We start from the raw sequence: 21871 nt of genomic DNA on the forward strand, positions 1-21871 counted from the left end.
TCCATTACGGAAAGGAACGATTCATATGAGCGAAACGAAAGAAAAGTTGTTTAAAGGCGGGGGATTCCTGGTTGATGACGTGCAAGCAAATGATATAACCACACCGGAGGATTTCACTGAAGAGCATAAAATGATCGGCAAAACCACCGATGACTTTATTGACGGCGAGGTGATGCCAAAAATCGATAATCTTGAAAACCACGAATTCGAGCATTCGGTTGATTTGCTAAAAAAAGCCGGTGACCTCGGTTTGCTCGGTGCTGATGTTCCGGAAGAGTACGGCGGTCTTGGCCTGGATAAGATCAGTTCGTCTGTCATAACGGAAAAATTTGCACGGGCCGGCGGTTTTTCCATTACACATGGCGGCCATGTCGGCATCGGCTCTTTGCCCATCGTATTCTTTGGCAATGATGACCAGAAGCAGCGCTACTTGCCAAAACTGGCAACTGGTGAGCTGCTGGCGGCCTATGCACTCACAGAGCCAAGTTCTGGTTCTGATGCACTGAGTGCCAAAACAACGGCTACATTGAATGAAGCCGGGACACATTATATTTTGAACGGGGAAAAACAGTGGATTACGAACTCTGCCTTTGCTGATGTGTTCGTTGTGTACGCCAAAATCGATGGGGAACATTTCTCCGCATTTATTGTGGAACGGGATTTTCCCGGTGTATCGACCGGCCCCGAGGAAAAGAAAATGGGAATCAAGAGCTCGTCCACCCGCACACTGATTCTGGAAGATGCTGAAGTTCCAGTTGAGAATTTACTGGGTGAAAAAGGAAAAGGGCATAAGATTGCTTTCAACATTTTGAATGTCGGCCGCTATAAACTGGCTATCGGCGGTGTAGGCGGATCCAAACGCGGAATCGAAGTCGCAACTAAGTATGTGAATGAACGGAAACAATTCAATACACCTATATCTTCCTTTGCACTGACAAAAGAAAAACTGGCCACGATGGCAGCACGAACCTATGCGAACGAAAGCGCCGTATACCGCACTGTCGGACTGTTTGAACAGCGGCTGGGTTCACTGACGGAAGAACAGCTCCAGGATGGCCGGGAAGTGGCAAAAGCGATCGCCGAATATCAGATTGAATGTTCCATGAATAAATTCGCTGCAACGGAATGCCTCGACTATGTTGCGGATGAAGCTGTTCAGTTGCATGGTGGCTATGGGTTCATGGAGGAGTATGAAGTAGCTAGAATGTACCGTGACTCACGGATTAACCGGATATTTGAGGGGACTAATGAAATCAATCGGCTGCTCGTGCCTGGAACGCTGATGAAAAAAGCGTTGAAAGGGGAATTGCCGCTTCTTGACAAAGCCCAGCAGCTGCAGGAAGAGCTCATGATGCTGATGCCGGAAGAACCTGGTGACGCCCCGCTCGAACAGGAGAAATATTTGCTGCAAAGTGCTAAGAAAATGGTGCTGCTCGGTGCCGGACTCGCTGCTCAGAAATATATGCAAAAACTCGAAAACGAACAGGAGATTCTCGTCAATCTGGCAGATATGGTCAATGAAGTGTACAACATGGAATCAGCCATTCTTCGGACGGAAAAAGCAATCGGTAAAGACGGCGTGGAAAAACACAAGCAAAAGCTTCTTTATACACAAGTATACGTCCAGGAAGCATTCAACCGGATGGAAGCCGATGCGAAAGAAACGTTAATTGCTGCCGAATCAGGCGATACGCTGCGCATGATGCTGTCATCATTGCGAAAACTGACCCGCCACACACCAATTGATGTCATTTCCAAAAAACGGGCCATTGCAGAAACGATTATTGAAGAAGAACAATATGTCGTCTAATTGAAAAAGTTGCAAAATGCCTCGCTTACTTGTGGGGCATTTTTGCTTGTTTATATTGGATTTGGCTGAAGTTGTCACAAATTCGGCTGAAGTTCACAATTAAAATCCCGAAGTTCACAATCAACATCCCGATGTTCACAGGGGAATCTCCGAAATTTCAAAGTTCAGCTCGCCCATCCGCTAGTTTCTTTGCTATAATGAACTTGACCAACAATGAAAAGTAAAGGGGGGAAGCACATGGCATTAACGTTTTATTGGTATCCTAAGTGTGGCACCTGTCAGAAAGCAAAAAAGTGGCTCGATAACCACGACATTGCCTATACGGACGTACATATTGTGGACGCACCACCAACTAAAGAACAGCTGCTTGATTTCATTGCTAAAAGTGGTCTGCCGGCAAAGAAATTTTTCAACACAAGCGGCAAAAAGTACCGTGAACAGAATATTAAAGACAAAATAAAGGATGCAAGTACTGAAGAAATGGCAGAATTGCTTGCTTCGGATGGCATGCTTATCAAACGGCCGATTATCACGGACGGGGAGAAGGTAACAGTTGGTTTCAAAGAAGAGACCTTTAATGAATATTGGCTGGAAAAATAAGATTGAATACTAGAAAAATAGGCATGAACCTAGTATGCTGAAAATGATATTATGTTGATGGAGGGATTTGCATGAACCTGCCGAAAGACCTGCTATACACAGAGGAGCATGAATGGATTAAGAAAGAAGACGGAAAAGTACGCATCGGGATAACTGATTTTGCCCAGGATGAGCTTGGAGATATTGTTTTTGTTGAGCTGCCTGAGGAAGGTGAAGAAATTGAAGCCGATGAGCCATTTGGCAGTGTTGAATCCGTCAAGACGGTTTCTGAGCTGTACGCTCCGATTGCCGGAAAAATAGTCGAAATTAACGAGGAACTGGAAGACAGCCCGGAATTTGTCAATGAATCGCCATATGATAAAGCATGGATGATTGTTGTGGAACCGGCTAATGAAGCGGATCTTGATAACCTATTGTCTGCTGAGCAATATGAAGCAGCGGTTAAAGAAGATTAATTTTCCTCGTGAAAACGTATGACTGGCTTGCCTAAGGTAGTGCAAGTCAGTTTTTTTGTACAATTAAAAATGACGCTGGAAATCATAGGATATGCTTAATTGGACATAAGAATAAGAAATGTTCTCTTTAAGGAGTGCAACGCGAATGACACATAGCAGCGAAAAAGTTATTATAGTGGAAGGATTAACAGATAAGCTGCAAATCAAAAAAGTGCTTACCGATGAGGATACCGAAATTATATGCACACATGGGACACTGGGTGTTGAAAAAATGGATGAACTGCTTGACAAGCACGATTTGGACAACCGGGATGTTTATATACTGGTTGATGAGGATGATTCAGGCAGCAAAATCCGCCGGCAGCTAACCCATGAACTTCCACATGCCCGGCATATCCATATTGAAAGTGAATTTCGGGAGGTGGCGGCTACACCTGTCCACATGCTGGCAGAAGCACTTGTAGGCGCTGAGATTGCAGTTAATCCGATATTTTTGGCTTAGGGTGATTCGATTGCAGCAGATACAAGAAAACGACCTGGAAAAAGATCATTACATTTTATATATTTATACCCCATTTTGTGGCACATGTGCGCTGGCCAGAACCATGCTGGACAAAATTGAGTCTGTTCATCAGGAAAATATTTTCTATGAAATGAATGCGTCACTACATCCTCAATACATGCAGGACTATCAAATTGAAAGTGTACCGTGTTTACTGTTTAAAGACAACGGAGAGATAAAAGAAAAAGTCTATGCATTTCATTCCATACCGAACATCTACAGCTATTTGATGAAATATAAACCAGAATTATTTGCAAATGACGGTTGATTTGTATTGACAGCGTCGGGTGGAACTGCTAATATTTTTATTATTGATTCTAAATTAAATAAGCATACTCTTATCATGAGCGGTGGAGGGGCTGGCCCTATGAAACCGCGGCAACCTCAAATGCATTTTGTTTGAAAGGTGCCAATTCCTGCAAAGTAGCTGCTTTGGCAGATAAGAGAACGAAATGATTGTAGTTGTGTATACGTCTTTCTGTTCTCTTGCAGAAAGGCGTTTTTATTTTAAATTTGAACAGTAAAGGGGGATCTGATCTAGTTGATTTCGATAAAGGGTTTGAGCAAAACATTTACAACAACGAATAACCAGATTAAAGCTGTCGATGATTTAACCCTTGATATAAATGAAGGCGGCATCTTTGGAGTGATTGGGTATAGCGGGGCTGGAAAAAGTACGTTTGTAAGGCTTTTGAACCGTCTGGAAGAACCGACCGGAGGGGAAATCGTCATCGATGAACAGGAGATAACAGCTTTAAATTCCAGTCAGCTTCGAATGACTCGCCAGGATATTGGGATGATTTTCCAGCATTTTAATTTGTTATGGTCACGGACGGTCAAGGAGAATATTGCTTTTCCGCTGGAGATAGCGGGTGTCCCTAAGCGTGAACGTGAGGATCGTGTCCAGGAACTGATTGAGCTCGTCGGACTGGCAGGACGGGAACATGCTTACCCGTCACAGCTGAGTGGCGGGCAAAAGCAGCGTGTCGGAATTGCCAGAGCGCTTGCCAACAGACCGAAAGTGCTCTTGTGTGATGAGGCAACATCCGCACTTGATCCGGAGACGACGAACGCCATTCTGGATCTGCTTGTGGATATTAACGAAAGGCTGGGCTTAACCATCATTTTGATTACGCATGAGATGCATGTCATCAAGAAGATCTGTAAACAGGTTGCTGTTATGGAAAATGGAAAAGTTGTGGAACAGGGTGATGTGCTGGATGTATTTCTGCGGCCTCAGCAGCAAGTCACCAAGAAATTCGTTGAACAAGTTATGGGGTCCAATGAAGAAGATGATGATATAGAAAAACTGTTCAGCGCCAGTAGCACCGGCAGGCTTCTCAGATTACATTTTGTTGGTGAAACGGCGAATCAGCCGCTTATTAGTAAACTGGCAAAGCTGTTCTCCATTGATATCAATATTTTACAGGGGAAAATTACACAAATGCAGCATGACGCATATGGAACTCTGTTCGTACAAATGGATGGCGAACCGGATGAAATGGACCGGGCAGTGCAGTATTTAGCGGATGAAACCTCTGTGGAAGTGGAGGTGATTCGGAATGTGGAATGAATTGTTTCCGAATATTGAATTACAGGAGCTTTGGACAGCGACTTATGAAACATTCTATATGACGATTCTTTCACTTGTCGGTACGTTTGTTTTTGGAATCATGCTGGGGCTGTTCCTTTATCTGACAATGAAAGGCGGTATATGGCAAAGCAAAGTACTGAATCTTTTGGTGGCGTCTGTAGTAAACGTGTTCCGGGCGATTCCGTTCATCATTTTAATCTTGCTGCTTTTCCCATTTACTGATTTTCTAATCGGTACCATTCGCGGTCCGAACGCAGCACTGCCCGCACTGATTATCGGATCGGCACCATTTTATGGAAGACTCGTTGAAATTGCCCTAAAGGAAGTGGACAAAGGGGTTGTGGAAGCAGCGAAAGCGATGGGTGCTAAAACGCGAACGATTATTTTCCGTGTGCTGCTGCCAGAATCAATGCCGGCACTTATTTCAGGTATAACCGTCACGTCAATCAATCTGATTGGATATACAGCGATGGCTGGTGTCATCGGTGCCGGGGGACTTGGTAACTATGCGTACTTCTTCGGATTCCAGCGTCGAGAATTTGATGTTGTCTTCATATGTACTGTTCTTATTGTACTTATTGTGTTCTTGTTCCAATTTATAGGGGACTATGTTTCGAACAAAATAGATAAACGATAAGGGACTTTTCTTATCTTTATAGTTTTTCAACTGTCGCAGTTGTTCACCCGCAGGAGTCTCCGTGTATGACAACTGCTGATTCAGAGGCTTCCTAAAAGAATTTTTTAGAATAACGAATGAATTTCATAAATACTTTTTTTGCTTAATATACGAACTTATAACTGAAAACACACTAAATCATTCGTACTCCACCTTAGAAGATTGGAACGGAAGGCGGACGACTCCTGCGGGATAAGAGGCCTAGATGAGACCCCGCAAGGCGTTAGCACAAAGTAAAGCTTCCATGAGTAAGCTTCGACCTGCGAGGAGTGCTGCATCCACGACCACACTTGCAACACGACGAGCATGAGGAGGCTCATCAGCCGCCCGCGGAAAGCGTCCGCCTGAAGTGGAAATCAAACGCAATACTAATTGTTCGTATTTTAAAGGTAGATATTGAATTATGAAATTCACTCAATAACGATAAAAGGAGAGATCAAGATGAAAAAGATTATAGCATTTACAGCAGCATTATTGGTGCTTATATTAGGAGCGTGTGGGGAATCGTCAGGGGATGGCGACAGCAATACCATTAAGGTGGGGGCATCGAGTACACCACATGCTGTTATTCTGGAAGAAGCAAAGCCACTACTGAAGGAAAAGGGGATTACCCTCAAAATAGAAGAATACCAGGATTATGTTTTGCCGAACGATGATCTGGAGAGCGGTGAAATTGATGCGAACTACTTCCAGCACATACCGTACCTGAAGGGGCAGATTGCCGACATTGGTTATGATTTCACTCATCTCGGCGGCATCCATATTGAGCCAATGGGTATTTATTCCAAAGATTTTAATAGTATTGACGAAATCCCGGATGAAGCAGAAGTATTGATGAGCCGCTCCGTTGCCGACCATGGCCGTGTCCTGGCATTACTGGAACGGGAAGGCCTGATTAAACTGGCTGAAGACGTAAAGAAAGTAGACGCAACAACCGATGACATTGTGGAAAATCCGAAAAACCTGACATTCTCACATGATTATGATGCAGCAGCGTTGCCTGACTTATATGAAACAGAAGAAAACACATTAGTAGCCATTAATACGAACTATGCAATTGGCGCTGACTTGAACCCGTCGGAAGATGCACTCATTCTGGAGGGGGACGAATCTCCTTATGTAAATGTGGTTGCCGTACGAAAAGAGGATAAGGATAACGAAACATTAAATACATTGGTGGATGTCCTGCATTCTGATAAAATTCAGGAATTTATCAAGGAAGAATTTGGTGGTGCAGTCGTTCCAGTTGATGGAGCACCTGAATAAGAAGATCCACTGCGCGAATTTTAGGGAAAGTGCAGTATACATTAGAAATTGGCGGCAAGTTTAGCATATGGAATGCTAAGCGCCATTCACTCTATCTTATGGAATTGATTTCGGTTTCAAACAGCTATATTCGTTTTGCGGCTGGTAAGTTCTATATGATATTCTTATTACCGTAAACAAAACGAAAGGATGGTTCACTATCAATAGTGGAATTCGGATGACCTATACTCCGGAAATGGAGAAGGCAATGCAACAATCGCACCAGATGGGGTACGCGGAATACGAAAGAAAACTCGAAAAGCGCATTGCCGTAGAGAAAAAACGGCAGCATGAATACCAGCAGTGCAAACAAATGATAGCAGAAATCGACAGTCATATTCATACATGATATAGAACACCGGCACCTCCTAGACCAAGGGGTGCCGGATTTTTATTTTTGGATCTTATCATAACTTTGTTGTTTTTCCAGTACAGTTGATATAAACTGCGGCATACTTTGAAAATGGAATGCTATGACACCGCTCCGGAAATACACTCCGCTTTCCGCGGGTGACCCGTGAGCCTCCTCGAACTCCGTTCTGCGGGGTCTCACGTAGGCCACTGTTCCCGCAGGAGTCTCCGTGTATTTCCTCCGCTGGTTTGAAGATATTCCGCTTCCAATCATTATTAATGATCTTATGATGATTGATTGGAGCGGAGGGCAGTCGACTCCTCGAAAAAGAAAAGCACTTTTTCTTCGTGCGATGTATCACTGACGTAGCTTTCCTTGTCCTGCGGGAACAGCACGTGTCTGAAGACCCCGCAGCGGCGGTTTTCCGCTACGGAGGCTGAAGCCGTGCCCGCGGTAAAGAAGACACTACGAAAGCGAACGAAGAGAGCTTGAGTAGATGTCGAGCTTATGCCCTGGGGTGAAAGCGACTGCACGGAGCAGAAATCAATGTAGCAGTTACGTCGCAGTTTATACAAATTGTTCAGCAGGGTTTCATTCTGTGGTGTCACACAAAAAGCAACAGTCTATTAGAAAAACAGTCTTATTTTTAAAAATGGCAGGATTCATGCTGTTGAGAGGCGAATAATGAAAACAGGCAATACATACATGGAAGAGATTACAATTGATTGGAGGAACATCCGTTGAAATTACTGAGTTATCAGCTGAAAAGAAGTCCCGGTCCGCCCAGAGTTGGTTTTATGCTGAATGGCTGTATTGCGGATATGCAGGAGACTTGGCGTCGCTGGCGGCGTTCCAGGCGGGAAAACGAATTAGCAGCCAATGCAGAGCAATTTTTCCCATCTGACCCGTCCTGTTTTTTTGCGGGCGGCAATTTTATTATTAGTCAGGCAATAGAAGCAGCCGCATTTGCCCAAACGACCAATATGGAAGATATCGGTTACAGCCGTGAAGAGGTTCGTCTGCTGACACCTGTTCCTGAACCATCCAAAATTATCTGCATAGGCAAAAACTACGCCGATCATGCAGCGGAAATGAAGAGTGATGTACCGGAATATCCTGTACTGTTTGCAAAATTTGCCAACAGCCTAATCGGCCCTGAAGATGTCATCGAAAAGTCGCCCAAAACCAGTCAGCTTGATTATGAAGTGGAGCTTACTGCTGTCATCGGGAAAGAAGCATCCCGTGTGAAGCGGGAAAATGCCCTTAAGTACATTGCCGGCTATACAATTGGGAATGACATTTCAGCACGTGATTTGCAAACGCGAACACCAGAGTGGCTGCAGGGTAAAACACTCGACCGCAGCACACCGGTGGGACCATGGATTGTGACTGCAGATGAAGTTGGTGACCCAGGCGATTTAACGATCCAGTCTCAGGTGAATGGAAATGTTCGCCAGTCATCATCAACCAGCAAGCTTATTTTTGATGTTCCGTATCTCATTGAGTTTATTTCCGGACTAATTACACTGAAACCGGGTGATCTGATTCTGTCAGGCACACCAGACGGCGTAGGGAAGGGCATGAACCCACCGAAATTTTTAAACGATGGCGATACCATAACGATGGAAATCGGAAATATTGGTCAGCTGGAAAACAAGGTGAAAGCTAAATAATAATGATTCGCATGCATAGGGAGAGCTGACATCTCTATGCATTTTTTTATTTCCATACAAAAAGATTTAAAAAATTTCATTTTCTTATTGAATTAATATACAAAATAATGCATAATGATACAACAACAGATGATTTAAAATTGTTTAAATATTACTCACATGAATGAGCGTAAGTTCATTTGAAAATGACATTTGTACGGCTGGTATACATGCAGGAAGGAGTGGAACAGCATGCCGAAATTGGAAGGTATTCATAAAGTTCTTGTCATTGGGTCAGGACCGGTTGTCATCGGTCAGGCAGCTGAATTCGATTATTCCGGTACACAGGCATGCCTCGCCCTGAAAGAAGAAGGTGTCGAGGTGGTCCTTGTCAATAACAATCCGGCTACCATCATGACGGATGAAACAACAGCGCATCATGTGTATTTGGAGCCACTGACTGAGGCTTCCCTTACGGCCATCATTCAGAAAGAAAAACCAGATGGCCTATTGCCGTCAGTGGCCGGACAGACTGGACTTAACCTGGCGCTAGCGCTATCGGAAGCAGGTGTGCTGGACAAATATGATGTAAGTCTATTAGGCACATCACTTGAGACGATTCAAAAAGGGGAAGACCGGGATATTTTTAAATCGCTTATGACGTCTATTCGTGAACCGGTTCCGGAAAGCTTATCAGTGACGTCAGCTGATGCTGCTGTTCGCTTTTCAAAAAAAGCAGGGTTTCCCATTATCGTCAGACCGGCTTATACACTTGGGGGAGCCGGTGGGGGTGTTGCGAAAAATAAAAATGAGCTCCATTCAATTGTCCGGCGCGGACTCGACATGAGCCCTATTAATCAAGTACTAGTCGAGCAGAGTGTTAAGGGATGGAAGGAATTTGAATTTGAAGTGATTAGGGATGCTGCCGGTACGTGCATCATTGTCTGTGATATGGAAAACATCGATCCGGCCGGCATACATACGGGAGACAGTATTGTAACAACTCCCGCACAAACACTGAATGGTGAAGAATATCAGATGCTCCGTGATGCTTCTTGTAAAGTCATTGACGAACTGGGAATTGTTGGTGCGTGCAATATCCAATTTGCTGTTAAACCATCCGGTGGCGATTATGTGATTATTGAGGTTAATCCTCGAGTGAGCCGTTCCAGTGCACTTGCTTCCAAGGCAACAGGCTACCCAATAGCGACAATTGCGACCAAATTGGCGTTAGGCTATCAGCTGAATGAACTGACGATTCCAGGTAATGCAACGGCGCTTTCCAGATTGGAGCCGTCCATCGATTATACGGCTGTAAAAATCCCGCGCTGGCCGTTTGATAAATTTAAGAAAGCTGATCGTCTTCTTGGAACGCAAATGAAAGCAACGGGAGAAGTATTGGCGCTGGCACATAGTTTTTCGGAAGCATTGATGAAAGCCGTCCGGTCACTGGATATGCAAACCAATCATTTTCCATTTTTGACAGACTGGACTGATGAGACAATTGAAAAATCATTGACAGACGCGACTGATCAACGGTTGTTTACTGTAATAGAGGCATTCAGGCGCGGATTCGGGATAGCCCGTGTCCACGAATTAACTGGTATTCAACCGTTTTTCTTGAACGAAATGGCAAATCTCATTTCTGTGGAGAAAAGATTAGCTGCAGCAGATTGTACTGCTGTTTCAAAAGATGAATGGAAGGAAGTCAAAACACTAGGCTTTTCCAATGCGTTCCTGGCTTCCCTGTTTGAGAGAAAAACGTCGGTTATGCGTAACTGCCTGGAGGAGCTTGGGATTCATCCCGGCTACAAAACGGCCGGTGCAAATCAGGCAGGAAAGCCATTTTACTATAGCAGCTGGAACGAAACGGATGAAGCGATCCCGCTGAAAGGAAAAACGATTGTTGTATTGGGGGCAGGCCCTATCCGAATTGGCCAGGGTATTGAGTTTGATTACTGCTCCGTGCAAGCCGTGAAATCACTTCAGGAGCAAGGTGCCCATGCCGTTGTTATCAACAATAATCCGGAAACGGTCAGTACCGACTGGGCTATAGCGGATCACCTTTATATGGAACCACTGACGACTGAAGATGTTTTGTCTGTTGTCAAAAAGGAGAACGCGGACGGTGTCATGGTGCAGTTCGGCGGGCAGACAGCCATAAACCTTGCTCAAGATCTTCATGCAGAAGGTGTTCATGTGTATGGAACATCACTGGCATCCATCGCTGCAAGTGAGGACCGGGAGCAGTTTTACCAGCTACTCAAAAAGCTGGACATACCGCATATTCCCGGCGAAACAGTCATGAACGGAACTGATGCGGCTGCAGCAGCGAATGGGATTGGTTATCCGGTATTGGTGCGTCCTTCGTATGTAATCGGTGGCAAGGGAATGACTGTATTGCAAAACGAATCGGAGTTGATGGCATATCTTAGTGAACTGAATAAAAGCGCACCTGACACCAGTAGTTTTCCGCTCCTAATTGATCGTTTTATTCCGGGCCGTGAATTTGAAATAGATGCTGTCTGTGATGGTTCAGAGGTTTTGATTCCTGGTATCTTTCAGCATGTGGAACGGGCAGGGGTCCACTCTGGTGACAGTATCACTGTTTTTCCGGCTCCGGATTTGACGGAACAGCAGAAGCGCCAGATGGAGACATATACCAAATCCATTTCCGCGGAGCTGAATATCAAGGGGATGATTAACATACAATTTGTCCTCAGTGAGGATGAACAGGAAATGTATGTGCTTGAGGTGAACCCACGATCATCACGTACTGTTCCGATTGCTAGTAAAACGACGGGGGTGCCGCTCATTGATCTGGCAACAAGTGTACAGATGGGGGAACCATTAAATAAACAGTCCTGGGAACTCGGTTTGCATAAGGAAATTCCATTTTACGCCGTGAAGATGCCCGTTTTTTCTTCATCTAAGTTGCCTGGTGTTGATCCATATCTTGGACCCGAAATGCAATCGACCGGTGAGGCAATTGGAATCGGTTCAACGGTTAAGCAGGCGATGCGGAAGGCTTGTGGCTGGTCGGAAGGCACTCTTTTAAAGCTTGAAAACGGCGAATCTGTCTATTTTTCCCTGGACCCATCAGGAGACGGCTTGCCCGTGAAATTAGTGGAATGGTTGTCCGAGCTCGGGGTCAGCATCCTAGCAGACCGGACAACAGCCGAAATGATCAGGAAACAAGGGCTGCACGCTAAGGAAATGGCAAGTGTATCGGAAGCGCAAGCACGGTGTGCGGACGGGGAATTTGCATTCGTTTGTGATACACAAAAACAGTTCACATTGGATGATCATATGAAACTACGGTCAGAGGCACTGGCCAGTGGCATCGCATGCTTCACTTCGATGGAAACGTTGCAGGCGCATTTGCAGGCTTCATTTGAGCCAGCTGAAGCACCGCAGACGATCGATGCCTATATGAGTGCTGTCCGGCATTTGAATAAAAGGAAAGAGCAGGTGGTGTGAATGGGTCCGGGAGTTAAACAAGGCAATGTCCAACAGCAGCTGAAAGGGAGAGATTTTCTGTCGCTCCATGACTTGAGCAGTGAGGAACTGGTATACCTTGTAGATTTAGCTGATGAGATGAAGACACTGCATAAAGCAGGTGTCACAGAACAGCCATTAAAAGGAAGAACACTTGGTATGCTGTTCGAAAAACCGTCAACGAGAACTCGCATCTCCTTTGAGACAGGAATTTTTCAGCTCGGAGGAACTGGTATATTTCTAGACGGAAATGATCTGCAGCTGGGCAGAGGGGAAAGCATCTCGGATACAGCCAAAGTATTGTCCGGCTACCTTGATGGCATCATGATTCGCACATTTGGCCATGAATCGGTGGAAACATTGGCTCAGCATGCAACTGTTCCGGTGATCAATGGACTTACTGACTATTGTCATCCTTGCCAAGTGCTGGCAGACCTATTGACTATTCGCGAGGCAAAAGGCGGCTGGAGTGGTCAGAAACTTGCTTATATTGGCGATGGCAACAACATGACTCATTCACTGCTGGCTGGTGCAGCAATGACTGGAATGACCATCAGTATTGCCACACCTGAAGGATATGAGCCAGAACCGGACGTTACAGAGCAAGCAGCTGCTACCGCTAGTGTGACAGGTGGCTGTGTGGAACTGACAACAGATCCGAATAAGGCTGTAAGGCAGGCAGATATCGTTTATACAGATGTCTGGGCGAGCATGGGGCAAGAAAAGGAACAAATAGCGCGCAACAGGGCGTTTGCCGGTTTTCAGGTGAATAGGAAACTATTTTCTTCAGCAAAACAGGATGCTATTTTCATGCATTGCCTGCCAGCCCACAGAGGGGAAGAGGTTACCGCAGATATTATTGACGGAAGCCAATCAGTCGTCTTTCAGCAAGCTGAAAACAGACTTCATGCCCAAAAGGCACTAATGACCGCATTAATGGGCTAAGGCGAAAAGCCGGTAAATAAACTAAAAATCAAAACGAGAGGGGAATTTATGATGGAAAAAGAAAAAATTGTGCTTGCATACTCAGGAGGCCTTGACACGTCCGTCGCGGTTAAATGGCTCCAGGATCAGTATAATTACGATGTGATTGCTATAGCATTGGACGTAGGGGAAGGCAAAGATCTGGAATCGGTAAAGACAAAAGCATTGGATGTTGGCGCTGTTAAGTCGTATGTAGTGGATGCCAAGTCATTATTCGCCGATGAATATGTACTGCCGGCACTGCAGGCCAACCTTTTATATGAAGGAAAATATCCGTTGATTTCAGCATTATCAAGACCACTCATATCTAAAATTCTCGTGGATATCGCTGAAAAAGAAGGGGCATCAGCTGTTGCACATGGCTGTACCGGAAAAGGGAACGACCAGGTCAGATTTGATGTTGCCTTCTCCGGGCTGAACCCGAACCTTCATGTTGTCGCCCCGGTTCGAGAATGGTCCATGTCCAGAGAAGAGGAAATTGCCTTTGCTAAAGAGCATCAGATTCCAGTCCCGGTCAACGTGGACAGTCCATACAGTATTGATGAAAATCTGTGGGGCCGCAGTAATGAATGCGGCATATTGGAGGATCCTTGGGAAGAACCTCCAAAAGATGCATACGGCCTGACGAGCGATCCGGTAGAGGAGGCCCCGGATGAGCCGGAAGTTGTGGAGGTTAACTTCAGTCAAGGGAAACCGACTTCCCTGAATGGCACGGAACTGCCACTTGCAGAATTGATAACCACATTAAATGGAATTGCTGGGAAACACGGTGTGGGACGTATTGACCATGTGGAAAACCGCCTTGTCGGTATCAAGTCGAGGGAAATCTATGAAGCACCTGCAGCCGCGGTCCTTCTGGGTGCCCATCAGGAACTGGAATCATTGACGTTGACACGTGAAACGGCCCATTTCAAACCGGCTGTCGAGCAGAAATTTGCGCAGATGGTTTATGACGGTTTATGGTACTCCCCTTTAACAAATGCGCTCAAAGCATTTATTGAAGAAACCCAGCAGTTTGTGACAGGAACCGTCAAGATGAAATTGTTCAAAGGTCATGTTTTCCCAATCGGCCGTCAGTCCGCCCAATCACTTTATGACTTCGATCTAGCAACCTATAATGCCGATGATGCGTTTGACCATGAAGCAGCCACTGGGTTCATTAAGTTGTGGGGACTGCCGACAAAGGTTCACTCATCCGTCAATGAGTCTGCCCCTAATGATAAAACGGAGACCGAACTTAAAACAGATATGTCCGCAAAGGAAACATTGAATCAATGAAACTATGGGGTGGACGATTCACGAAACCAACGAATCAGTTAGTGGAAGAATATACAGCATCCATCCAGTTTGATAAGAAACTGGCACAATATGATATCCAGGGGAGTCTGGCACATGTGAAAATGCTCAAGGCGTGCGGTATTATCCCTGTACAGGATGCTGATAGAATTTCGGACGGACTGCAAAAAGTGGCGGCTTCCATTGAAAATGGGGAAGCCGCACTGCAGCAGGAGTATGAAGATATCCATATGAATGTGGAAAAACTGCTTATCAATGAAATTGGCACTGTTGGCGGAAAGCTACACACGGGAAGAAGCAGGAACGACCAGGTGGCACTGGATATGCGTTTATATTTACGCGATACAGTTGCCGACCTGATCCGTTTGCTGACAGAAGTCCAAGCATCCTTGTGCAAGCAAGCCGAAGCCAATCTGGACACAGTCCTCCCAGGTTATACGCACCTGCAGCGGGCACAGCCTGTCCTGTTTGCACATCATATGCTTGCGTATGTATTTATGTTCCAGCGGGATGCAGAACGGCTCAAGGACAGTTTTAAGCGGATCAATAAGCTGCCCCTTGGAGCAGGTGCACTGGCAGGGACGACTTTCTCAATTGACAGGGAGTACGTTGCAAAGGAACTGCACTTCGATGGTATTTGTGAAAATAGCCTTGATGCTGTCAGCGACCGTGATTTTGTCGTGGAATTTTTATCCGATGCATCGCTTATTGCTATGCATTTGTCCAGGATGTCCGAAGAGCTAGTGCAATGGTCCAGTGCTGAATTTAACTTTATTGAACTTGATGATGCATTCTGCACAGGGAGCAGTATGATGCCCCAAAAGAAAAATCCGGATGTGCCCGAGCTTGTCCGCGGCAAAACAGGTCGTGTCTATGGCCACCTGCATGGAATGTTGACCATGCTTAAGGGCCTCCCCCTTGCGTACAACAAGGATATGCAGGAAGATAAGGAAGGCATGTTGGATGCAGCAGAGACGTTGCGAGGAGCACTTGCACTATTTGCCCCAATGATTGAAACGATGCATGTAAAAAAAGAATCTATGTATCAGGCGGTAAGAGCGGACTATTCCAATGCGACAGATTTGGCTGATTATCTGACAGCTAAAGGAATGCCATTCAGACACTCCCATGAAACCGTCGGCAGAATCGTCCTGCACTGCATTAACCATCACAACTATTTGCAGGATCTGACACTTGATGAATTTCAAACCTTTTCGGACCTTATTGAGGAGGATATTTTTGATGCATTGGATCCGGAAACCATTGTCAATGCCCGCCGATCGACAGGTGGAACTGCACGGCAAAGTGTAGAGGAACAGCTGACAAAAGCGGAAGCCATGCTGAAAGATAACCGGGCATGGCTCCAGACGGATTATTCACATTCTTAGACAAAAATAACCCCACTGCCATTCCACATGCAGTGGGGCGTTTTAAAGTGGTTAGGTTTTCTTTGAGTTTTCTTTGAATTCTTCCCCTTGCAGAAATGGTTGTAACCTACTAATGTGTATATAAGATAATCTTACAAATGCTAATAAAGCTATTGAAGGGAAATAATCGCTGCCGCATCATCAGAAATTTTCCGGCAGAACAGCCTCTTACAGTTGATATTACATTTGAAATGATTTAAGATTATAATGAGAATAAATTGAGAATGGATGTCTTATCCATTATAGATCAATAAGCAAATATAACAGTAATTGGAGGTATCGACATGGCTGGATCAACACTAGAGATTAAAAATCTTCATGTTGAGATTGAAGGGAACGAGATTTTAAAAGGTGTAAACCTTACGATAAATGGTGGCGAGTTCCATGCGGTAATGGGACCAAATGGCACAGGGAAATCCACACTCGCATCAGCGATTATGGGTCATCCAAGCTTTGAAATTACTGAAGGCAGTGTTCACCTTGATGGTGAAGACGTGCTGGAGATGGAAGTTGATGAACGTGCACGTGCAGGGCTTTTCCTTGGCATGCAATACCCAAGTGAAATCAGCGGTGTAACCACATCTGACTTTCTCCGTTCATCCATTAATGCACGCCGCGGGGAAGGCAATGAAATTTCTCTCATGAAGTTCATTAAAGAAATGGATGAAGTACTTGACTACCTTGAAATAGACAAAAACATGGCACAGCGCTACCTGAACGAAGGATTCTCCGGTGGTGAGAAAAAACGTAACGAGATTCTTCAATTGATGCTTCTCAAACCGGAAATTGCCATTCTCGATGAAATTGACTCCGGACTGGATATTGACGCACTTAAAGTTGTTTCCAAAGGAATTAACAAACTGCGTGATGAACAATTTGGCTGCCTGATTATTACACACTATCAGCGCTTGCTCAACTATATTACACCGGATAAAGTACACGTTATGATGCAAGGTCGTGTTGTCAAATCAGGAGGACCGGAACTTGCACAGCGCCTTGAATCGGAAGGCTACGACTGGATTAAAGAAGAACTGGGAATCGAAGAAGAAACTCAAGAGCAGGAAGTCTAATAAGCTAGGAGGGGTAATATGACTGTTGACACAAAGCTGCCATACGATAAGGAATACATCAGCCAGTTTTCACAGGAAAAAAGCGAACCTGATTGGATGCGGGAGTTACGCCTTCAAGCTTTAGAGCAAGCGGATGCCCTGGAACTGCCGAAACCGGATAAGACAAAAATAGGCAAGTGGAATTTCAGCAATTTTAAACATGATGCAGCCGAAGCTGAAAAAATAGCATCATTAGATAAATTGCCAGAAGACATTCAGGAATTCCTTGATGTCGAAAATGCACCTGAAAACTTGCTCATTCAGCGGAACCATATGGTTGCTTTTGAGTCACTGAAACAGGAATTGAAGGATAAAGGTGTTATTTTCACCGACATTTTCACCGCACTACGTGAACATAGCGATCTGGTTAAACGCTATTACATGAAAGATGCGGTTTCGGTTGATGAGCACCGGCTTACAGCATTGCATGCAGCCTTAATGAATGGCGGCGTGTTTGTATACGTACCTAAGAATGTACAGCTCGAGGAACCACTCCAGGTTATTTTCTGGCAGGAAGATCCGGAAACAGCAATGTTCAACCACGTACTTGTGGTTGCAGAAGAGAACAGTTCGATGACATACGTGGAAAACTATATCTCCCAAAACGAGGAGCAGGAAACGGTATCCAACATCGTCACCGAAGTGATTGCCCACAACAATGCGCAAATCTCCTTTGGCGGTGTGGATAACTTCGCAGCAGGTACAACCACTTATGTCAATCGCCGCGGTGTCGCATATCGGGACGCCCATATCGAATGGGCACTGGGCCAAATGAATGACGGTAATACGGTATCGGAAAACATCACCCATCTGATTGGGGACAATTCTGTTTCCAACGCCAAGACAGTTTCTGTTGGCCGCGGTAAGCAGACACAGAACTTCACAGCGAAAATTGTCCACTTCGGCAAAGAGTCGGAAGGGCATATCCTGCAACATGGAGTTATGAAAGATAAAGCATCATCCATTTTCAACGGGATCGGAAAAATTGAACATGGGGCAACCAAATCAAACGCCGAGCAGGAATCACGTGTATTGATGTTGAGTGAAAAAGCGCGCGGTGACGCCAATCCGATACTTCTGATTGACGAAGATGATGTGACGGCGGGTCACGCAGCATCCGTCGGGCGTGTTGATCCGCTGCAGCTATACTACCTGATGAGCCGCGGCATTACCCAAACAGAAGCGGAACGTCTAGTCATTCACGGTTTCCTTGCACCGGTTGTAAAGCAATTGCCGATTGAATCCGTGAAAAACCAGCTGTCCCAGGTAATTGAAAGGAAGGTATACTAATGGATGTGAAAGCCATTAGGCGAGAATTCCCGATTTTAGGTGAGGAAATCAATGGGCATCCATTAGTATACTTGGATTCATCTGCAACATCCCAAAAACCGAAGAAAGTGATCGATGCTGTCGACACTTACTACAAAACGGCCAATTCCAATGTGCATCGCGGTGTGCACACATTAGGTTCACGAGCCACCGATCAGTATGAAGGTGCCAGAGAAAAAGTGCGTGCATTTTTAAACGCAAACAGTACAGCTGAAATCATTTTCACTCGCGGGACAACGACATCAATTAACACGATTGCATACAGTTATGCGCGTGCCAACCTGCAAGAAGGGGATGAAGTTGTGATTAATCCAATGGAACATCACAGCAACCTCATTCCCTGGCAGCAGGCAGCAAAAGCATGTGGCGCAACTTTGAAATATATTCCACTGCAGGATGATGGCACCATTTCACTGGAGGATGTGCGGACAACAGTAACATCAAATACGAAAATAGTAGCCGTTACCCATGTATCAAACGTGTTGGGCACTGTTAATCCTGTGAAAGAAATGGCGAAAATTGCCCATGACCATGGGGCAGTCGTTGTTGTTGACGGCGCGCAGGGTGCACCACATATGAAGGTTGATGTGAACGACTTGGATTGCGACTTTTATGCCTTTTCTGGCCATAAGATGTGTGCCCCGACAGGAATAGGAGTCTTATATGGCAAAAAGGAACATCTTGAAACGATGGAACCTGTTGAGTTCGGCGGAGAAATGATTGATTTTGTGGACCTTTATGATTCCACCTGGAAGGAATTGCCCTGGAAATTTGAAGGAGGCACACCGATTATTGCCGGTGCCGTCGGTTTAGGTGCAGCCATTGACTTCTTGAATGACGTTGGAATGAATAATATACTGGAACATGAACAAAAATTGGCTGACTATGCAATGGAAAAATTACGTACAATAGATGATATAACCATTTATGGGCCGGAAAAACGAGCAGCACTGGTCACATTCAATCTGGATGATGTCCATCCGCATGACCTTGCAACGGTATTGGATGCAGATGGTATTGCAGTCCGAGCCGGCCATCACTGTGCACAGCCGCTCATGAAGTGGCTGAATGTGACAGCAACAGCCCGGGCAAGTTTTTATTTGTACAATACGGAAGAAGACGTTGACCGGCTGGCCGATGGACTTTTGAAAACGAAGGAGTTTTTCGGTGATGTCTTTTAATAATCTTGATACACTATACAGACAAGTCATAATGGACCATTATAAAAACCCGAGAAACAAGGGGGAAGTTGATGGTGATGCGCTGACAGTCGATATGAATAATCCGACTTGCGGTGATCGGATTCAGCTGCAGCTGCAGGTCAATGATGGCATTGTCCAGGATGCTAAATTCACAGGTGAAGGATGTTCCATCAGCATGTCGTCCGCATCCATGATGACCCAGGCCATCAGGGGGAAAAAGCTTGATGACGCATTGAAAATGTCGAAAGCTTTTTCGGAAATGATGCTTGGTGAAGATGTTGACACAGAAGAGCTGGAAATGGGAGATGTGGAAGCATTGCAGGGTGTCTCCCAATTTCCGGCCAGGATAAAATGTGCAACCCTTGCTTGGAAGGCAATGGAAAAAGGTGTTCAGGAGTAATAAGCAGTTCATGCTTAATAAACAGGTCGCTGTCAGTGCGGTAAACAGTGGCAGCTGAAGCCGGAGCAGTTTGGAGCCGGAAGACCTGTACACTTTTAAAGGAGGTATTTTCATGGCAAAACAAATGCCAGAAATGGAAGAGTATAAGTATGGCTTTCATGATAAAGACGTTTCGGTATTTCGTTCTGGTAGAGGGTTGACACGTGAAATTGTGGAAGAAATTTCAAGAATGAAAGAAGAACCGCAATGGATGCTTGACTATCGTCTGAAAGCGTTGGAACATTTTTATAAAATGCCAATGCCGCAATGGGGCGGAGATCTTTCCGAGCTTGATTTTGACGAAATTGTCTACTATGTTAAACCATCCGAAAAAACAGAGAAAACGTGGGATGAAGTACCGGATGAAATCAAACAGACATTTGATAAACTGGGAATCCCTGAAGCAGAGCAGAAATATCTTGCTGGTGTATCTGCACAGTATGAATCCGAAGTTGTCTACCATAACCTGAAAGAGGATTTGGAAGAACTCGGCATTATCTTCAAGGATACGGATTCGGCGCTGAAAGAAAACGAAGATATTTTCAAACAATATTTCGGCAAAGTTATCCCGCCGTCTGACAATAAATTTGCTGCGCTGAACTCGGCAGTCTGGTCCGGGGGATCGTTCATCTATGTTCCGAAGGGCGTTGAAGCGAAAACACCACTGCAGGCATACTTCCGGATTAACTCGGAAAACATGGGACAGTTCGAACGTACGCTGATTATCGCTGACGAAGGATCATCGGTCCACTATGTGGAAGGCTGTACAGCACCAGTTTATACAACGAATTCACTGCACAGTGCTGTTGTTGAAATCTTTGTTCATAAAGACGCATACTGCCGTTACACAACCATTCAAAACTGGGCGAATAACGTTTATAACCTGGTGACCAAACGTGCAACAGCGGATGCGAATGCAACCATGGAATGGATTGACGGAAACATTGGTTCGAAGCTGACGATGAAATATCCATCTATCCTATTGAGAGGCGAAGGTGCACGCGGCAATACATTATCAATTGCAATTGCTGGCCGTGGCCAACATCAGGATGCGGGTGCAAAAATGCATCACCTGGCACCGAATACGTCGTCCAGTATTGTTTCCAAGTCGATTTCTAAACAAGGCGGGAAAGTGACATACCGCGGTATCGTTCACTTCGGACGGAAAGCAACCGGCGCCCGCTCCAACATTGAATGTGATACGTTGATTATGGACAATGAGTCGACATCAGACACCATTCCATACAACGAAATCAACAACGACAATATTTCGTTAGAACACGAAGCCAAAGTTTCCAAAGTTTCCGAAGAGCAGCTCTTCTACCTGATGAGCAGAGGTCTAGGAGAAGAAGAAGCGACGGAAATGATTGTTATGGGCTTCATTGAGCCGTTCACGAAAGAACTTCCAATGGAGTATGCAGTTGAAATGAACCGTTTGATTAAAATGGAAATGGAAGGTTCCATCGGCTGATTGGAAATGATGATAGATACAAGAGCTCGCTTTGGCGGGCTCTTTTTTGTGCGACGGGCAGTCGCACCTAGTGTAGATTACTACACTGAACTAACTTTTAAAGGATTAGA

20 protein-coding genes and 1 riboswitch are annotated in these 21871 nt (G+C 45.2%); of the genes, 19 read left to right on the forward strand and 1 reads right to left on the reverse strand.

Annotated elements, in window-relative coordinates; all coding sequences use genetic code 11:
• Positions 1-25 precede the first annotated feature (25 nt).
• The 9 genes from ACFSUO_RS11030 to ACFSUO_RS11070 all read left to right on the forward strand — a co-directional run bounded on the left by ACFSUO_RS11030 (position 26) and on the right by ACFSUO_RS11070 (position 7351).
• Positions 26-1810 (forward strand): acyl-CoA dehydrogenase family protein, encoded by a 1785-nt coding sequence (locus tag ACFSUO_RS11030; protein WP_382394015.1) that lies wholly within the window; start codon positions 26-28, stop codon positions 1808-1810.
• A 237-nt stretch (positions 1811-2047) separates the two neighbouring features.
• Positions 2048-2410, forward strand: coding sequence for an arsenate reductase family protein (locus ACFSUO_RS11035; protein WP_382394017.1), 363 nt, complete (start codon positions 2048-2050; stop codon positions 2408-2410).
• Between the two features lie 71 nt (positions 2411-2481).
• A complete protein-coding gene (gene gcvH / locus ACFSUO_RS11040; protein ID WP_382394019.1) occupies positions 2482-2865 on the forward strand; it encodes a glycine cleavage system protein GcvH in 384 nt (127 codons plus the stop codon).
• A 145-nt stretch (positions 2866-3010) separates the two neighbouring features.
• Positions 3011-3367: a toprim domain-containing protein gene (locus tag ACFSUO_RS11045; protein WP_382394021.1), complete on the forward strand. Its 357-nt coding sequence runs from the start codon at positions 3011-3013 to the stop codon at positions 3365-3367.
• Position 3368: 1 nt separating this feature from the next.
• Positions 3369-3695: a thioredoxin family protein gene (locus ACFSUO_RS11050; RefSeq protein WP_382394023.1), complete on the forward strand. Its 327-nt coding sequence runs from the start codon at positions 3369-3371 to the stop codon at positions 3693-3695.
• Positions 3696-3762: 67 nt separating this feature from the next.
• Positions 3763-3873, forward strand: a riboswitch (SAM riboswitch).
• 95 nt (positions 3874-3968) lie between these two features.
• Positions 3969-5000 (forward strand): methionine ABC transporter ATP-binding protein, encoded by a 1032-nt coding sequence (locus tag ACFSUO_RS11055; RefSeq protein ID WP_382394025.1) that lies wholly within the window; start codon positions 3969-3971, stop codon positions 4998-5000.
• Entirely contained in the window at positions 4990-5658 is a 669-nt protein-coding gene (locus ACFSUO_RS11060) for a methionine ABC transporter permease (RefSeq protein ID WP_382394027.1), read from the forward strand. The genes ACFSUO_RS11055 and ACFSUO_RS11060 overlap by 11 nt, the downstream gene beginning before the upstream one ends.
• A gap of 480 nt (positions 5659-6138) precedes the next feature.
• A complete protein-coding gene (locus tag ACFSUO_RS11065; RefSeq protein ID WP_382394029.1) occupies positions 6139-6963 on the forward strand; it encodes a MetQ/NlpA family ABC transporter substrate-binding protein in 825 nt (274 codons plus the stop codon).
• A 217-nt stretch (positions 6964-7180) separates the two neighbouring features.
• The gene (locus ACFSUO_RS11070; RefSeq protein ID WP_382394031.1) at positions 7181-7351 is read left to right on the forward strand and encodes a hypothetical protein; all 171 of its coding nucleotides are present in this window, start codon (positions 7181-7183) and stop codon (positions 7349-7351) included.
• A gap of 287 nt (positions 7352-7638) precedes the next feature.
• Here the strand turns inward: ACFSUO_RS11070 and ACFSUO_RS11075 are convergent, their stop codons facing one another.
• Positions 7639-7962 (reverse strand): hypothetical protein, encoded by a 324-nt coding sequence (locus tag ACFSUO_RS11075; RefSeq protein WP_382394033.1) that lies wholly within the window; start codon positions 7960-7962, stop codon positions 7639-7641.
• A 132-nt stretch (positions 7963-8094) separates the two neighbouring features.
• Between ACFSUO_RS11075 and ACFSUO_RS11080 the strand changes: the two genes are divergently transcribed.
• From ACFSUO_RS11080 to sufB, 10 genes are all read left to right on the forward strand, one after another.
• Positions 8095-9027, forward strand: coding sequence for a fumarylacetoacetate hydrolase family protein (locus ACFSUO_RS11080; RefSeq protein WP_382394035.1), 933 nt, complete (start codon positions 8095-8097; stop codon positions 9025-9027).
• A gap of 231 nt (positions 9028-9258) precedes the next feature.
• Positions 9259-12486, forward strand: coding sequence for a carbamoyl-phosphate synthase (glutamine-hydrolyzing) large subunit (gene carB / locus ACFSUO_RS11085; RefSeq protein ID WP_382394037.1), 3228 nt, complete (start codon positions 9259-9261; stop codon positions 12484-12486).
• The gene (gene argF / locus ACFSUO_RS11090; RefSeq protein ID WP_382394039.1) at positions 12487-13449 is read left to right on the forward strand and encodes an ornithine carbamoyltransferase; all 963 of its coding nucleotides are present in this window, start codon (positions 12487-12489) and stop codon (positions 13447-13449) included.
• Positions 13450-13500: 51 nt separating this feature from the next.
• Positions 13501-14766 (forward strand): argininosuccinate synthase, encoded by a 1266-nt coding sequence (locus ACFSUO_RS11095; RefSeq protein ID WP_382394041.1) that lies wholly within the window; start codon positions 13501-13503, stop codon positions 14764-14766.
• A complete protein-coding gene (gene argH / locus ACFSUO_RS11100; protein WP_382394043.1) occupies positions 14763-16172 on the forward strand; it encodes an argininosuccinate lyase in 1410 nt (469 codons plus the stop codon). Before ACFSUO_RS11095 ends, argH begins: the two co-directional genes overlap by 4 nt.
• 323 nt (positions 16173-16495) lie before the next feature.
• Complete coding sequence (gene sufC / locus ACFSUO_RS11105; RefSeq protein WP_382394045.1) at positions 16496-17281, forward strand: Fe-S cluster assembly ATPase SufC; 786 nt, start codon at positions 16496-16498, stop codon at positions 17279-17281.
• A gap of 18 nt (positions 17282-17299) precedes the next feature.
• Entirely contained in the window at positions 17300-18610 is a 1311-nt protein-coding gene (sufD, locus tag ACFSUO_RS11110) for a Fe-S cluster assembly protein SufD (protein WP_382394047.1), read from the forward strand.
• Complete coding sequence (locus ACFSUO_RS11115; RefSeq protein WP_382394049.1) at positions 18610-19830, forward strand: cysteine desulfurase; 1221 nt, start codon at positions 18610-18612, stop codon at positions 19828-19830. The genes sufD and ACFSUO_RS11115 overlap by 1 nt, the downstream gene beginning before the upstream one ends.
• Positions 19820-20251 (forward strand): Fe-S cluster assembly sulfur transfer protein SufU, encoded by a 432-nt coding sequence (gene sufU / locus ACFSUO_RS11120; protein ID WP_382394051.1) that lies wholly within the window; start codon positions 19820-19822, stop codon positions 20249-20251. Before ACFSUO_RS11115 ends, sufU begins: the two co-directional genes overlap by 11 nt.
• 112 nt (positions 20252-20363) lie before the next feature.
• Positions 20364-21761, forward strand: a complete 1398-nt coding sequence (gene sufB, locus ACFSUO_RS11125; RefSeq protein ID WP_382394053.1) for a Fe-S cluster assembly protein SufB — start codon at positions 20364-20366, stop codon at positions 21759-21761.
• Positions 21762-21871 lie beyond the last annotated feature (110 nt).

This window comes from Lentibacillus juripiscarius, assembly GCF_042685205.1.
Lineage (GTDB): Bacteria > Bacillota > Bacilli > Bacillales > Amphibacillaceae > Lentibacillus > Lentibacillus juripiscarius.